The organism is Agrobacterium sp. K11 (assembly GCF_059429395.1).
The window spans coordinates 98471-113095 of record NZ_JCAHRB010000008.1 but is presented as its reverse complement, the minus strand read 5'-3'; the positions used below and the strand labels follow the sequence as shown (position 1 = coordinate 113095).

The window sequence follows — 14625 nt, the reverse complement described above, 5'->3', positions numbered from 1 at the left end:
GGACGCCAATGTTTGCATTCACACCTTTCCTTCGCGGCACCGTCGTAATGTCCGTAGCCATTACTGCGCTTCATGCCGGTAGCGCTTTGGCTGCCGAAATCGATCCCGCATTCTATGATGCGGCCCTGTGCAATCCGCCCTATTCGATGACATCGGCGACCGAAATTTATGATGCCGCCGAAAAACTTGCAAAGGCCGACACATCGTCTTTGGGTGCGGCTATCTATAAGCTTCCGAACCAGATCGGCCGCGATGGGTTTGAGAGTGACGAAGTCTTCTTCGCCAATGGTGCAGTCGGTGTTTTGATCAAGGGCCAGCGTGCCGATGCTCTGGCAGCGAAATATGATTTGAAACCGGAAACTTCAGACCTGATGGGTACATCGAGCAAGGGTTATGCCCGGCAGCTTCCGCAGGACCAGCAGCCGCCTGAAGGTCTGGCTGGACCGGGAAAAGTCTCCATTGTGGCGCGCGAAGGTGCGGCACTTGGCGACAAGACCCTGTTGGCGTGCGAATTCGCAGCGGACTGAATGGTGGCGAAGCACTGCCAATCCTAACGCCTTGACTAACAAATGTAATTGCCGCCCGCATATCACTTTCACAGCTCTTCTGCTGGCGGGCGCGGCTACATATTCATATCGAGGTTTGTTTCATACGCCGGCCTGATCGCCCAGGCCGGCGCCGCTTGGAACAATCTCAGGATTTCGCCTGAGCGCCCTCATGGAAATGGATAGGGGCGTGGTGCAGATAGTGCGCAACCTTTCGCTTGGCGGCGATATCGGTCCAGACGAACCGGACATTGTCCTCCGTCAACCCGGTCGCCGTAGCGATCTCGGTTGCAGGCATGCTGTGTTCCAGACCGTAGAGGCAGATATCCATCTTGTCGTAAGGAAGCGCGAAATAGAACTCTTCCTGCGTCTGCGGCATGGAATAGGTGTCCGTTGTCGGCGGGCGGGAGCGGATTTCCTGCGGGACGCCGAGATGGGCCGCGAGTTGATAGACCTGTGATTTGTAAAGATGGGCGATCGGCTTGATGTCGGCAGCCCCGTCGCCGTTCTTGACGAAGAAGCCCTGGTCGTACTCCAGCCGGTTCGGGGTTCCGAGCACCGCGAAGTTCAGGCGGTCGGCGTGATAATATTCGAACTGCTTGCGCGTGCGCTGCTTCATATTCGTCGCCGCAACGATGCCGAGATAGGCTTTTGCGGAGAGACGAACCTTGCGCGTTTCGCCCGATGGCGAACGGACGACCAGCGAGGAAATATTATAGGCGCCGGTGCTCATAGCGTTGTCGAAGACGATCTTGGAGGCCCAGCCCGGCCCGTATTCAGGCACAACCTCGCGGATGAAGCCATCGCGCCTTTCATAACAACCCATGGCGGCAAGCGAAGGGCCGATATCTTCCAGCACGCAGTCCATACCCAGCTTCGTCGCCAAAGCCTGCCCCAAGCGCAGGCTTTCCGGGTCGGAATCGTTTTCCGGCATGAACAGGCCAATAACATTTGCTGCCCCGAGCGCGTGAACGGCAAGTGCGGCGCAGACGCTGGAATCGATACCGCCGGAAATGCCGAGCACCAGCCCACGCTTGCGCAGGTTGAAACGAAGCGACTGGCGGATTTTTTCGGCGATACGCTCTACCTCCGCCGCCGCATCAAGTTCAAGCGGCGAGAAAGGCAGGCTCTTTGCATTGTTCGTCATCGATTGTTCTCCGTATCTTGAGCAGCGAGGCGGCGACTGACCTTGCCGGTATCCGTCGTCGGCAGGAAATCGCGAAATTCAACCAGTGTTGGCACCATGTGGGTTTCGAGGTGCAGAGCGCAGTAGCGCATGACGTCTTTTGCGGTGATCGCCTCGTCGGATGCGATCACGATCGCCTTCACCGCCTGACCGAAAACCTCATGCGCAACGCCGACGACCAATGCGTCCGAGACGCCCGGCATGGCTTGCAGAACGGCCTCGACCGCCTGCGGCGCAACCTTTTCGCCACGCGACTTGATGATATCGTCCTTGCGGGCAACGAAGGTGAGATAACCCTCGGCATCGCAGGTAAACAGGTCGCCGGTGTGAAGACGCGTCCGGCCCGTTGCGGCATCAACGCGCAGCGCGCGCGCTGTGGCAGCCTCGTTGCGCCAATAACCGCGCATGACGTGCGGCCCGCTGACCACGAGTTCTCCGACCTCTCCGGGCAACAGGCTGTCTCCGTCCTCGTTCACCACCGCGATGGCAGTGCCCGGAATGGCGATGCCGACAGAACCGCGTTTCCTGTCGAGGTCTTCCGGCGGCAGAAAGCCGATACGGGTACACTCCGTCTGGCCATACATGCAAAACAGGTGCACATGCGGCAGAAAAGTCCGCAGCCAGTCGCTATGGGTGGGCGAAAGGGGTGCAGCGGCGGCGGTGACGTAGCGCAGGCTTTCAAACAGCGCCGGCGACAGATCGCGCGTCTGCATCATGATGGACAGCATGGTCGGCACCAGCGCGAAGCCCGTGATCCGCTCGTCGCGGATACGCTCGAAAATCAGATGCGGATAGGCGAAGGATTTCTCGATCACCAGCGTGCCGCCGACGAAAACGCTGGAAAGCAGCTGGTTCAGACCATATCCGAACGAAAGCGGCAATACTCCGAGCAGAATATCTTCCGGCCTATTGCCGAGATACGAGGTAATCGAACGGACGGCCGCATCCATGTTATCATGCGCCAGCATCACGCCCTTTGGCTCTCCGGTGGAGCCAGATGTATAGATGATTACTGCCAGATCGGTATCGAGCAGGTTTTGCGGCAGCGCGCCTATCGGTTCCTCGAGCATCGCGTCAAAATCGACACCATCGGCCGTTGGGTTCGGCGCGCCGGAAACGATGCGCAACAACGGAGAAGAACCGGCCGCATCCGAAACGACCTTTTCCAGCCGGGCCTCGGCAACCACCGCAAAGGGCGTACAACTGTCCAGAATTTGCGAAAGGCGTGCGGCCTTGGACGATGGGTTGATGGGGCAGGCAACAGCGCCCGCCATCCAGCAACCGAAAACCGCAACCGCCATGCGCCAGCCATTGTCCAGCACAAGGACGACACGGTCTCCCGGGCTTGCGCCTCGCGCTATCAGATCAGTGGCGAAAGCCTCGCTCATCGTCTTGAGTTCGCCGTAACTCAGGCGCGTCTCACCGGCCACCAGCGCCGTCTTGCCGGCATGGCGCTCCGCACTTCGATGCAGGTAGTGGTCGATACGCAATTGGCGCTTCCCGAAATTTCAGGCGGTCTGCTTGCGACCGATGAAGGCGGCGATGTTGTCGATCGTATCGAGATTGGCCGGTACGATATCGCCGTCGGCAACGCGGACTCCGTAGCGTTCCTCGATGAAGCTCACCAATTCGAGAATTCCCGTGGAATCGACCATGTCATTGTCGATCAACGAAAGATCATCGCCAAACGGCCGGCTTTCGTCACCGAACAGAAAGTTTTCGATGATGAAACCGCGAATTTCGGCTTTCATGCCGGTGCTTTCATTGGTCATTTGGAGCTTCCTTCGATTTTTTGCGATGACATTGTGGAATTCTGGGTCGTGGCAGCGTGCAGAAGCTGGGTCGAGAGTATGCCGACGAAGGCGGCGTTGTCGCGAAAGCCGGTCGCCTGTTTTTGCCGCACCTTTGTCGTCAGCTTTTCCACCGCCTGGGCATTGAACAGGCCGGTGGTCCTGACTTGACCGGTGGAAAGTACGGTTTCGAGATAGTCGGCATCCGCGAAGGCTTCTGCGTCGGGCGCGCGATAGGGCTGCTTGGGTCGGTTTAAGATTGCATCGGGCACCAACTCGGCTGCAGCCTGTTTGAGGATATATTTTTCCTTCAGACCGCGCAGTTTCGCCTCGGGATGGAGCGCTGCGGCAAAGTCCACCACACGGGGATCGAGGAACGGAAACCGGCCTTCCACTCCATTTGCCATCATGACCCGGTCTCCCTGACTGGACAGAATATAGCCGGGCAAGAGAAATGCTGTCTCGAGGTACTGCGCCTGATGAAGCGGATGCCAGCGGCGGAAATCCTCCGGCAACTGCGCGGCAAGATCGGCCGCAGCGTCGTAGTCGCCAAGCTGCGCTTTCAATTCCGCTGAAAAGAAGATTTTCGCCGCCGCCGTTGAGCGCAAGCGCGGCCGATGGGAAAACAGCGGTTCGTCGGTGGCTTCTGCGCCGAAGGAGAAGAAGCGTGCCAGATAATCCGGCGTCTGCTGTTTCAGCCCCGGAAGGTAGGGATAAAGCCGCTGGAACAGTTTCGGCCGGCGAGCCGATTGCGGCTGGCGGCTGCAAAAGCGCCGTACCCGCGCTTCGCGGAAAATATCGTAGCCAGCGAACAGCTCATCAGCACCTTCACCGGTCAGCACCACCTTCATGCCCCGTTTGCGCACATGCCGGGAAAGCAGGTAAAGCGGCACCGGCGCTGTGCGAAGAATGGGCGTCTGCACGTGCTCCATGACCTCAGGCATGTATTGCGCTATGTCCGCAGTTGAGCACTCCGTGGTTTCGGATGCGACGCCAAGATGCCGGCTCATTGTTTTCTGCCAGATACTTTCGTCGTGCTCCGCACTTTCGAAGGCCAGCGAAAATGTGCGCAGGCCTCGGCTAACGCTTTGCGCAGCCAGGGCAGAAACGAGGGAGGAATCGAGCCCGCCGGACAGATAGGAGCCGACAGGCACATCGGCGCGAAGCCTGATCCGCGTTGCGTCGGCCAGAAGCGCCGTCAGCTCTTCCACCTGCGCGCCAAGGCTTGCCGGCGGTGCTGCGTCCTTGCCGTCAGGATAGGAAAGCTGCCACCAGCGCCGTACCGTGGACGCGCCATCGCGCAGGATCATCAGATGACCGGGCGGCAATTCGTGAATGCCGCGAAAGGCGGTGCGCGGCGGCAACGGGAACCAGAAGGTGAATATCTGATCCAGCGCTACCGGATCGATCTCGGCCGTCATTCCCGGCAACGCCAGAAGCGCCCCGATCTCGGATGCGAAATAAAACGTACCTTCATGCCACGTATAATAAAGCGGCCGGACACCCATCCGGTCACGCGCAAGCACCAGCGTGTCGTTGCGGGCGTCGTGCAGGGCGAAGGCAAAATCGCCGTTGAATTCGTTGAGGCAATCCAGCCCCTTGTCGCGATAGTCATGCAGGATGACTTCGGTGTCGGAGTGGGTGCGGAAATGGTGGCCGCGTGCGGACAGCGTTTCGCGCAGTTCGACGTGATTGAAGATTTCACCGTTGAAGGAAATGGCAAGATCGTCTTCGACGGTGCGCATCGGCTGCGCGCCATCTGCAATGCCCACAATCGCCAGCCGTGCGTGGGCAAGGCCGACATCGCCGCGCAGCAGGGCTCCATGCGCATCTGGACCACGATGCTTAAGACGCGACGCCATCAGCGCAAGGCGCTCGTTTGCGCGCTCGGCCGGCATGTCGTGTCGATAAAATCCGGCAATTCCGCACATTACTCGACCGCCTGACCAAAGCTGTCACCGATGAGGCGCGTCCAGCTTTCACCGCAAAAGCCGTTGAAAAATGCCGTTCCATCCGTCGCTGCCTTGAGGAGGTCCGCATTGCGCGAATGCACGATGGTGGATGACGCATGCAGAAACGTGCATTTCTTGCCGAGCATCGCCCGCAGCAGTGCCGGCTGGGTGCGGCCCCTGATGGCCGCGAGACCACGATCATAGGCATTGCGGATCAGCCGGTCGATCACGATCTGCTCCTGCCCGGGCACGGCCATGATCTGCAGCGTCCGGCCGATGCCCGTTGGATTGCCGTGGTAAAGAAAAAGCCCCACCGCCCTGCCGCCGCGGGCCCTCACAATCCGCTGGACTGGTTCGCCGTGCAGACGTTTGCGTTTGGCGTGTTGGAGCATGTTCAACAGGCTTTCCTCGGTCCAAACGGGATGGAGCGGAAAGTGGCCGACGAGTTCGCGTGCCAGACGCGCGAATTCGGTATCGCTCGCTTCGTCGTCGGTAAAGCTGTCCACCTTGTCCGGATGGGATGCGTAATAGGATAATGCTCGCCCATGGCCACGCGCCGAAATGGTGCGGTCGATGATCTTGCTGAACGGCGTCAGCGCGCGGAAAGTGCTGGAGAAACGATCAGCGGCTATTTCCAGCCCGAATGAAGCCGGGCGTAAAATCCGCAGCCAATCGAGACTGTAGGAGGCGAGCAGCTGGCCGCGCATCGTCTTCCACATATCGGCGGAAACGTCGTTGATCGTCTCCCCGAATGTCAGCTCCTGAGGTCCACCCAAAACTTCGCGCAGCAAACGCGCTCCGGCAAAAGGATCGGTCTCACGGTCTTCAGCGACAAAGGAAGAGCAGACAGCGGCCTGTATGTTCCGGCCATTAAGTTCCATTGCCACGGGCAACACACCCAGAAATCCAGACACGCGGCCATCGTCGCGCACATAGACCTTGGAGTGAATATCCGGATGTATGTTTGAATTTTCGAGAAAGACGGTGCGCAAATATGAGGTCAGATCATCTGTCGCGGCCCCATCCTTCTTCCGCAAAAAACGGTGAAACATGTCAGCCACGGACACGAGATCGTCCGCAATAAATGAGCGTATTTCAGACATACTCGCCGCTTCTTGCCGGATAGATATTTAATCGAAAGTAATTATCATTCCTATTCTGCCGCAGGCGTATTAATCAGAAGTTATGTGCCGGCGTTTTTTCGCGTGATTGTGGCGTTTTGCAAAGAATTTGACGGGTAATTTCAACCCTAGAGCGCGTCCGGTTTCAACTGAATTCGGTGGACGCGCTCTATATCTTTGGTTTCAAACGTTTTTCCGGACGTAAAAGTCCTACGCCCGGAAATACTTTAGTATTGGACAGACAGGGAATCGATTGGCGCAGCTTTCGGCGGTGCGAACTTGGTCAGATCGATACCTACCACGGCGGCCTTGTATTCCTCAGCGCTCGGTGTGCGGCCAAGGATTGCCGACAGTACCACGACAGGGGTCGAGGCCAGCAGCGATTCACCCTTCTTCTCCGCAGTGTCCTCAACAACGCGGCCCTGGAAGAGACGGGTCGAGGTTGCCAGAACAGTATCACCCTTCTCCGCCTTCTCCTGGTTGCCCATGCAAAGGTTGCAGCCCGGGCGCTCCAGATAGAGGATGTTCTCGTATTCCGTCCGGTTGGCAGTCTTCGGCTTGAGATCATCGAACTCGAAGCCGGAATACTTCTGCAGGATTTCCCAATCCCCTTCCGCCTTCAGCTCGTCGATGATGTTATAGGTCGGTGCCGCGACCACGAGCGGCGCCTTGAACTCGACCTTGCCTTCGGCCTTCTCGATGTTCTTCAGCATCTGGGCGACGATCTTTATGTCGCCCTTATGCACCATGCACGAACCGACGAAGCCCAGATCGACCTTCTTGGTGCCGCCGTAATAGGACACCGGACGGATCGTGTCATGGGTGTAGCGCCGGGACACATCGGTGTTGTTGACGTCGGGGTCGGCGATCATCGGTTCGTCGATCACGTCCAGATCCACGACGACTTCAGCGAAATATTTCGCATTGTCGTCAGGGGCCAGAGCGGGCTTTTCGCCCGAGCGGATTTCGGCAATACGCTGATCTGCCTTGGCGATCAGGCCCTTCAGTGTCTGGGCGGCATTATCCATGCCCTTGTCGATCATGATCTGGATACGCGACTTGGCGATTTCCAGCGACTCGATCAGCGTCTTGTCTTCAGAGATACAGATCGACGCCTTGGCCTTCATCTCGGCCGTCCAGTCGGTAAAGGTGAAGGCCTGGTCAGCGAGCAGCGTGCCGATATGGACTTCAATGATGCGGCCCTGGAAAACGTTGTCGCCATGCTGCTTCAGCATCTGCGCCTGCGTCGCATGGACAACATCGCGGAAGTCCATATGCGGCTGCATCTTGCCCTTGAAGGTGACCTTGACGGATTGCGGAATCGGCATGGTCGCCTCGCCCGTCGCCAGTGCCAGCGCCACAGTGCCCGAGTCGGCACCGAAGGCCACGCCCTTGGACATGCGGGTGTGGCTGTCGCCGCCGATGATGATCGCCCAGTCGTCCACGGTGATGTCGTTCAGCACCTTGTGGATCACGTCCGTCATCGAATGATAGACGCCCTTGGGGTCGCGGGCAGTGATGACGCCGAAGTTGTTCATGAAGGACATGAGCTTCGGAATGTTCGCCTGCGCCTTCTTGTCCCAGACGGAGGCCGTGTGGCAACCCGACTGGTACGCACCATCCACCAGCGGCGAAATGACGGTTGCCGCCATCGCCTCAAGTTCCTGCGCGGTCATCAGGCCGGTCGTGTCCTGCGAGCCGACAATGTTGACCTTCACGCGCACGTCGGAGCCGGCATGCAGCACCTTGCCGGGCGTGACGCCAACGGCATTGCGGTTGAAGATTTTCTCGACGGCCGTGAGGCCCTGGCCTTCGATGGAAATTTCCTTGTTGGGCGCAAAGACCGGGGTGGCTTCGACGCCAAGCGTTTCCGCCGCAAACGTCTGGAGCTTCTTGCCGAAGACGATGGCATAGGAGCTGCCTGCCTTCATGAATTCCATCTTCTGCGGCGTGAAGGAGGATGAGAGATCGACCAGTTCCGCGCCGTTCTCGTCACGAAGCTTGTAGCTCTTGGCGTCGATCTTCAAAACGGTGCCGGTCTCAACCGAATATTTCTGCTCCAGAACCGGATTGCCGTCATTGTTGAGGATAGGCTTGCCGTCTTCGCCGAGTTTCTTCACCCAGTTCTTCAGGTTGATGCCGATGCCGCCCGTCACATCGACAGTGGTGGCGAAGATCGGCGAAATGCCGTTGGTGCCGGCAACGATCGGGGCGAAGTTGACGAAGGGCACATAGGGGCTGGCCTGCTTGCCGGTCCACAGCGCCACGTTGTTGACGCCCGACATGCGCGACGAGCCGACGCCCATCGTGCCCTTTTCGGCGATCATCATCACCCGCTTGTCGGGATGCTGCTTCTGTAGCGCGACGATTTCCGCCTGCGCTTCCGGCGTGATCATACACTGGCCGTGCAGCTGCCGGTCGGAGCGCGAATGCGCCTGGTTGCCAGGCGACAGAAGATCGGTCGAAATATCGCCTTCGGCGGCGATGAAGGTCACGACCTTGATCTCATCCTCGACATCGGGAAGCTTGGTAAAGAACTCAGCCTTGGCATAGCTCTCAAGAACGCCCTTCGCGACGGTATTGCCCGCCTTGAACGCATCACGCAGCCGGAACATGTCGGCGTCATAGAGGAACACCTGCGTCTTCAGCACTTCGCCTGCCTGCTGGGCAAGCCCGGCATCATCGCCAAGGGCGATGTCGAGCAGCGCTTCGATGGAGGGGCCACCCTTCATATGCGACAGCAGTTCAAGGGCGAAAGTGGGCGTGATCTCCGGGACGACAGTTTCGCCCAGAATGATCTGCTTCAGAAAGGCCGCCTTGACGCCGGCAGCGCTCGTGGTGCCTGGCAAGGTGTTGTAAATGAAGAATTTGAGGGCATCCGCGCGATATTCGCTACCGGTATCCCTGATCAAGGCAATGATTTCGCCGGTTAATCCGCCATCGTCGATCGGCTTGGGAGCGAGCCCTTGAGTTTTTCTGCTTTCGATCTCAGCCAGGTAATCCAAGTAAAGGTTCATCGCAATCCCAACGTCATGAGGTGTATGGCGCCGAAACGCAGCGCCACGAAACACTATTGTTAATCGGCCCAGGGTCCTATCGATTTCGAGTACGTCAACCAGGGCCGGAAGGCAAGATAGCGCACTCTGTTTCTGTTTTCGATAACGGGACAGGAGAACATGCGGGCAGGCATGCCGTCTGCCGTCGTGCCCCCAGGGATGCGCCCGGCATTCCTCCCCGCGGCCTGCCGTACGCGATACCGGCAAACCATAGACTCACCGATAAAAGCAACGTCGAGCACAAAAAAAATCCGGCCACCGAGGAGGTGGCCGGATCAGGCATGCAGAAGATAAGAGCAATCACATCTTCGGAAGCAGAACCTTGTCGATGACATGAATGACGCCGTTCGACTGCTTGACGTCGGCGATCGTCACATGCGCAACACCACCCGCTTCGTCGGTCAGGGTAATCTTGCCCATGCTTTCCTTCGCCTTGAGGATGCAGCCGCCGACCGTCTTCACATTATGGGTGCCGTTGTCATCCTTGATCATCTTCTCGATGGCGCTGGACATGGCATCGGCCGCCACGACATGACAGGTCAGGATCTTGGTCAGCTGCGCCTTGTTTTCCGGCTTCAGCAGAGTTTCGACTGTACCCTTCGGCAATTTGGCAAAGGCCTCATTGGTCGGAGCAAAGACCGTGAACGGTCCCTTGCCCTGAAGGGTTTCTACGAGACCGGCAGCCTTGACGGCGGCGACCAGCGTGGTGTGATCCTTCGAGTTGACGGCATTCTCGATGATGTTCTTGTTTTCGTACATTGCAGCACCGCCGACCTTTGGATTTTCAGCAAAGGCACCCGAAGCAAGAGTCGAGATTGCCGTCGCAAGGGCGAGCGTACGGATTGCGGACTTGAACATTGAATATTCCTCTTCCCTAATCGCCTCGGCGCGGAAGCGCGCCTCTGAAGGCCTGTCGTTCCTGTCTCGGGGAACAGCACAAGTGACGAGAGCGACAGGAGGAAAGTTTCAAGCAAAAAGCAGTTTCATACGATCACTTGCTACAGCGCTGATTCATCTCGGCTTTTTCTCAACCGAATTACACTCGCGATCGGCCAGCGCGCAGTGATCTGCAAACGGAGCAACCCTAACAAGGGGCCCGCAAACATTCGATTTACAACGCTCCCGTCGGCGCTAGCAGCTGGAGAAGCGAAGCCAAGAGCATGTTGCCACCCGCAATACTATGCTCCTGCTCCACATATTCAGCCTCATTGTGACTGAGACCATCCCGGCAGGGTACGAAAATCATGGCCGATGGCGCGACGCGGTTCATAAAAAGCGCATCGTGGAATGCGCCGGAGAGCATTCTCTTTGTTGCAAAGTCCCGCTCTTGTGCGGCCTGATCCAATACGGCAAGTAATTCATCCGGAAAACTTGCCGGCGGCATGTCGAAAATCTGGGAAATAGTCGCCGAGCAGCCTGTGTCCGCCGCTGCCTGCTTGATAGCCATGCGGATTGTCTGCTCCATGACGCCGATTGTTGTCAGCGAAGGGTGTCTAAAATCGATCGTGAAGCGCACCGTTGCCGGGATCGCGTTCACCGCGCCGGGTTCAAGGGCCATTCGGCCAATCGTGAAACGCGCGGCCGGATCGGCTGGCATGATGTCGCGATAGAGTTCAGCAAGCGCGTTGGCCGTGGCTTGCATGGGGTCGTGCCGATATTGCAGCGCCGTTGTTCCAGCGTGGGCGGTCTGCCCTTCGATAATCACCTCCAGCCAGCGCGTTCCCTGTATGCCGGTGACGATGCCGATCGGTAAGCCCTCTTTTTCCAATGAAGGGCCTTGCTCGATATGGACCTCGAGATAAGCGAAAACCGGCGTGCCCAGAGGCCGCATCGCGGCAACCGGGAGACTTTCCAGCGTGGCGGAGAGTTCATCTGCGAAAAGCGCACCGTCAGTCGCGCACATGGTCTCCCAGGCGCTTGGAATTGAACCGGCGGCAAAAGCCATGGAGCCCATGCAGCCCGGCGCGAAGCGGCAGCCCTCTTCATTCGTGAACGACACGACCTCCACCGGCCGCTCGGTTTCCACCCCGCAATCTTCGAGTGTTTCCAGAACCTCAAAAGCTGCGAGCGTGCCGAGCGCACCGTCAAAACGACCGCCTGCAGGCTGACTGTCGAGATGACTTCCGATAAGCAGCGGCGACAGATCCGGGTTGCGCCCCTCGCGGCGAATGAACAGATTGGCAATCGGGTCCTGAAAGACCTTGAAGCCCCGCTGCAGCGCCAACTCCGTCAGCAATTGCCGCGCCTGCCGGTCGAGGCCGGTCAAGGCCTGGCGGTTGACGCCACCCTTTGCCGTCGCGCCTATTTGCGCAAACCGGTCGAGTCGATCGATAAGTCGCTGCCCGTTGATCGAAAGAGTTTGCGTCATCATCATTTCCCGTTTGCCCTCAACCCGAAAGCCCTGGCTGCGCCGCCTCAACAAACGATCGCACACGGGCAGGCTCGACAGGGTTCCACCAGACACCGCCCTGTTTTAGCGACGAAGCGACGATGACACCGCTGGTGCGCTTCAGGATTTCAACGATATTGGCTTCCCCAACGCCAGAACCGACCAGAAGCGGAAGATGTGTGGCCTGCCCGATCTCTTCGATTTCCGCCATCGTTGCGCTGTTGCCGGTTCGCTGACCAGTAGCGATCACCGCATCCGCATCAAAGAAGGCAAGGTCGCGGGTCAGCTCATCGATGCTACGATCACCCGTGATCGCATGCGCGCCGTGCTTGACGTGGCTGTCGGCGAAAACCTTTATGTGCTCGGCCCTGAGCAGGGATCGATAACGCATCGCTTCCGCCGCACGCCCTTCCATGAAACCCTCGTTGGCGACATAGGCATTGGCCCACTGGTTGACGCGGATGAATTTCGCCCCGCCTGCCATGGCAATGGCGAAAGCCGGGATCGGCGCATTGGCAAGCACGTTGATACCGAGCGGAACGCCAGTCGCCCGCGCGACCCGGTCAGTCACCACGCTCATGAAGGCAGCTGTCTCATGACCGATATCGTCCGGCTTGGAAAAGGGAATATCGCCATGGTTTTCAACGAGAAGACCATGCATACCGCCTTCGATCAAAGCCTCGGCATCGCGCATGCAGACGTCGTAGATGGCATCCATGGCCGCGCCACGATACCTTGGTGCTCCGGGAAACGGCGGGCAATGCACCATGCCGATCAAGGCCTTGTCACGACCAAAGATTTCTTGGATGGCGTTCGCCCTATTGTCGGATATGATCTGCATGCCTTGTCCTCTCGAAAGTTTTTCATGCGTGCCTTCGTCATCGGCAATATCGCGCTCGACGAAACCTATTCCGTTTCCGCCCTGCCGGAAGCCGGGGCTTCGATTTTCGGCCGGCAGGCCTTCCGCGATCTTGGCGGAAAAGGCTGCAATCAAGCCATTGTCATGGCCCGATGCGGGCTCGATACCACATTGACTGCTGCTGTAGGTACAGATGACAGGTCTGCGACCATCCGCGCCCGCCTTGCAACCGAACCTCTGACCGCCGACCTCATTGGCATGGATGGGCAGACCAGCGATCTCTCCATCATCTTCAACACGCCCGATGGTGAAAACAGCATCGTCACGACCACTGCCTGCGCACAATCCCTGACCCCGGAAGACGTGGCCGGAACCCTTGGTACAGCCAGCCCCGGCGACCTTCTCGTCGTGCAAGGCAATCTGGGTGAAACAACCACCCGTCTCGCACTGTCGCAGGCAAAGGCAACGGGAATGATCACCGCATTCAATCCGTCACCTCTCCAACCCTGGTTTGAAAGTCTCTGGCCGCTCACGGACATCGCTTTCCTCAACCGCGGCGAAGCGGCCGCCCTGACCGGGGATACCGGCTCGACAGCGATAAAATTGCTCATTTCAGCCGGTGTCCGCCAGGTCATCCTCACCCTTGGCGGCGAGGGTTCGATGCTCGGCACGACAAACCAATGCCTGACCGTGCCCGCCGAAAAAACTGGCGTTGTCGACACGACGGGTGCTGGCGATTGCTTCATGGCCGTCACGCTGGCCTCCGCCGCGTTGAGAAACGTCAGTGTGGATGAACGGGCGTTGAGGCATGGCGCAAAGGCATCTGCGCTGACCGTCAGTCGTCGGGGCACGCTTTCAGCCTTTCCCGATATCCTTGAGCTCGCGGATATTTTGTCCAACTGACGATCCTCTCCACCGATACCTGCCGCAGCGCTCAGCGAGCTTCTGTCAGCCAGCCCAGAATGTTTTTCCACAAACGGCCGTAGCCCTGCCATTCGCAGAAGGCGGGAGAGAGCCAGTGCGGACCAATGTCGGATGTCCACGCCGCTGTCCGACCCTTTCCAAAAACGCCGGTGACCAGAAGCGGATGACCGCCCTGCTCCGCAGGCAGGCGGGCGACCACGTCCACATCCGCACGCTCGCGCACCTCTACCTCATTGACACCGAGGAGAAGCGGCCATTCGCCGGAAAGACCTGCAACGGTAGGATGATCCGGCATCAGAATGTCGGCCGTCGATCCTTCCGGAATTTCAACGCGATCATCCCATGGCAGGCAGGTCACGGGAAGCGTATCTTCCACGGGGGTGCGACGCCACCGGGCCTTGCCATCGATACCCTGGAACGAGAAATATCCGCCAACCATCAGCAGACCGCCACCCTTTTCGACCCATGCCTTGAGAAGCTTCAGACGGTTTGGAACGGTTTTCGAGTGCAGCCAAACCGCAGGCGGCAAAAGCAGCGAGTTGGCACCGATGTCAGAGAGGATGATCGCGTCATACGCATCCAGCCCCGCCATATCGAAGGGAAGTTTCTCGACAGCATCATGAGCCGTCAGGTAGGTCAGCTCGTATTCACTACCTTCGAGCGCCTTTACCAGAGGTTCCGCGCCCAAGTGAAAGGTGACGCTGCCGAACTGGTCGAAGCCCTTGTAGTGAGTGGCGGAGCTGACCCAGCTTTCGCCCACGAGAAGTATTTTTTTTGTCATTTTTCGTTCCATTTCTATGGGT

The 14625-nt window shown here is 58.6% G+C and carries 12 protein-coding genes; 2 read left to right on the top strand and 10 right to left on the bottom strand.

Features of this window, described 5'->3' with window-relative positions; genetic code table 11:
- Window positions 1-8: 8 nt before the first annotated feature.
- Window positions 9-527 carry a hypothetical protein gene (locus tag AC5SEO_RS15420; protein WP_013762224.1) on the top strand — a complete coding sequence of 173 codons (519 nt, stop codon included), beginning with the start codon at window positions 9-11 and terminating at the stop codon, window positions 525-527.
- 166 nt (window positions 528-693) lie between these two features.
- Here the strand turns inward: AC5SEO_RS15420 and nadE are convergent, their stop codons facing one another.
- The 9 genes from nadE to AC5SEO_RS15375 form a co-directional block, all read right to left on the bottom strand.
- Window positions 694-1692 (bottom strand): NAD(+) synthase, encoded by a 999-nt coding sequence (gene nadE / locus AC5SEO_RS15415; RefSeq protein ID WP_076845334.1) that lies wholly within the window; start codon window positions 1690-1692, stop codon window positions 694-696.
- Window positions 1689-3221 carry a class I adenylate-forming enzyme family protein gene (locus AC5SEO_RS15410; protein ID WP_174069073.1) on the bottom strand — a complete coding sequence of 511 codons (1533 nt, stop codon included), beginning with the start codon at window positions 3219-3221 and terminating at the stop codon, window positions 1689-1691. The genes nadE and AC5SEO_RS15410 overlap by 4 nt, the downstream gene beginning before the upstream one ends.
- Window positions 3222-3239: 18 nt before the next feature.
- Window positions 3240-3503 carry an acyl carrier protein gene (locus tag AC5SEO_RS15405; RefSeq protein ID WP_003518245.1) on the bottom strand — a complete coding sequence of 88 codons (264 nt, stop codon included), beginning with the start codon at window positions 3501-3503 and terminating at the stop codon, window positions 3240-3242.
- On the bottom strand, window positions 3500-5452 hold the full coding sequence (gene asnB / locus AC5SEO_RS15400; RefSeq protein WP_174069072.1) for an asparagine synthase (glutamine-hydrolyzing): 1953 nt from the start codon (window positions 5450-5452) through the stop codon (window positions 3500-3502). The genes AC5SEO_RS15405 and asnB overlap by 4 nt, the downstream gene beginning before the upstream one ends.
- Window positions 5452-6576: a hypothetical protein gene (locus tag AC5SEO_RS15395; protein WP_174069070.1), complete on the bottom strand. Its 1125-nt coding sequence runs from the start codon at window positions 6574-6576 to the stop codon at window positions 5452-5454. The genes asnB and AC5SEO_RS15395 overlap by 1 nt, the downstream gene beginning before the upstream one ends.
- A gap of 245 nt (window positions 6577-6821) precedes the next feature.
- Complete coding sequence (locus tag AC5SEO_RS15390) at window positions 6822-9611, bottom strand: bifunctional aconitate hydratase 2/2-methylisocitrate dehydratase (protein WP_174069068.1); 2790 nt, start codon at window positions 9609-9611, stop codon at window positions 6822-6824.
- Between the two features lie 339 nt (window positions 9612-9950).
- On the bottom strand, window positions 9951-10508 hold the full coding sequence (locus AC5SEO_RS15385) for a fasciclin domain-containing protein (protein ID WP_174069067.1): 558 nt from the start codon (window positions 10506-10508) through the stop codon (window positions 9951-9953).
- 253 nt (window positions 10509-10761) lie between these two features.
- A complete protein-coding gene (locus AC5SEO_RS15380; RefSeq protein WP_174069065.1) occupies window positions 10762-12018 on the bottom strand; it encodes a Zn-dependent hydrolase in 1257 nt (418 codons plus the stop codon).
- 19 nt (window positions 12019-12037) lie between these two features.
- Complete coding sequence (locus AC5SEO_RS15375) at window positions 12038-12880, bottom strand: BtpA/SgcQ family protein (RefSeq protein ID WP_174069064.1); 843 nt, start codon at window positions 12878-12880, stop codon at window positions 12038-12040.
- 24 nt (window positions 12881-12904) lie between these two features.
- Here AC5SEO_RS15375 and AC5SEO_RS15370 point away from each other — a divergent pair, with 24 nt between their 5' ends.
- A complete protein-coding gene (locus AC5SEO_RS15370; protein ID WP_013762216.1) occupies window positions 12905-13801 on the top strand; it encodes a ribokinase in 897 nt (298 codons plus the stop codon).
- Window positions 13802-13832: 31 nt separating this feature from the next.
- Here the strand turns inward: AC5SEO_RS15370 and AC5SEO_RS15365 are convergent, their stop codons facing one another.
- Window positions 13833-14603, bottom strand: a complete 771-nt coding sequence (locus tag AC5SEO_RS15365) for a glutamine amidotransferase (protein ID WP_026331026.1) — start codon at window positions 14601-14603, stop codon at window positions 13833-13835.
- Window positions 14604-14625: the final 22 nt, after the last annotated feature.

What these genes read in the sequence shown, in the direction of transcription:
- AC5SEO_RS15395 (WP_174069070.1), bottom strand. Translation starts at nt 6,576, where the DNA reads ATGTCTGAAATACGCTCATTTATTGCGGACGATCTCGTGTCCGTGGCT.
- AC5SEO_RS15385 (WP_174069067.1), bottom strand. Translation starts at nt 10,508, where the DNA reads ATGTTCAAGTCCGCAATCCGTACGCTCGCCCTTGCGACGGCAATCTCG.
- asnB (WP_174069072.1), bottom strand. Translation starts at nt 5,452, where the DNA reads ATGTGCGGAATTGCCGGATTTTATCGACACGACATGCCGGCCGAGCGC.
- AC5SEO_RS15380 (WP_174069065.1), bottom strand. Translation starts at nt 12,018, where the DNA reads ATGACGCAAACTCTTTCGATCAACGGGCAGCGACTTATCGATCGACTC.
- AC5SEO_RS15420 (WP_013762224.1), top strand. Translation starts at nt 9, where the DNA reads ATGTTTGCATTCACACCTTTCCTTCGCGGCACCGTCGTAATGTCCGTA.
- AC5SEO_RS15365 (WP_026331026.1), bottom strand. Translation starts at nt 14,603, where the DNA reads ATGACAAAAAAAATACTTCTCGTGGGCGAAAGCTGGGTCAGCTCCGCC.
- AC5SEO_RS15390 (WP_174069068.1), bottom strand. Translation starts at nt 9,611, where the DNA reads ATGAACCTTTACTTGGATTACCTGGCTGAGATCGAAAGCAGAAAAACT.
- AC5SEO_RS15375 (WP_174069064.1), bottom strand. Translation starts at nt 12,880, where the DNA reads ATGCAGATCATATCCGACAATAGGGCGAACGCCATCCAAGAAATCTTT.
- AC5SEO_RS15405 (WP_003518245.1), bottom strand. Translation starts at nt 3,503, where the DNA reads ATGACCAATGAAAGCACCGGCATGAAAGCCGAAATTCGCGGTTTCATC.
- AC5SEO_RS15370 (WP_013762216.1), top strand. Translation starts at nt 12,905, where the DNA reads ATGCGTGCCTTCGTCATCGGCAATATCGCGCTCGACGAAACCTATTCC.
- nadE (WP_076845334.1), bottom strand. Translation starts at nt 1,692, where the DNA reads ATGACGAACAATGCAAAGAGCCTGCCTTTCTCGCCGCTTGAACTTGAT.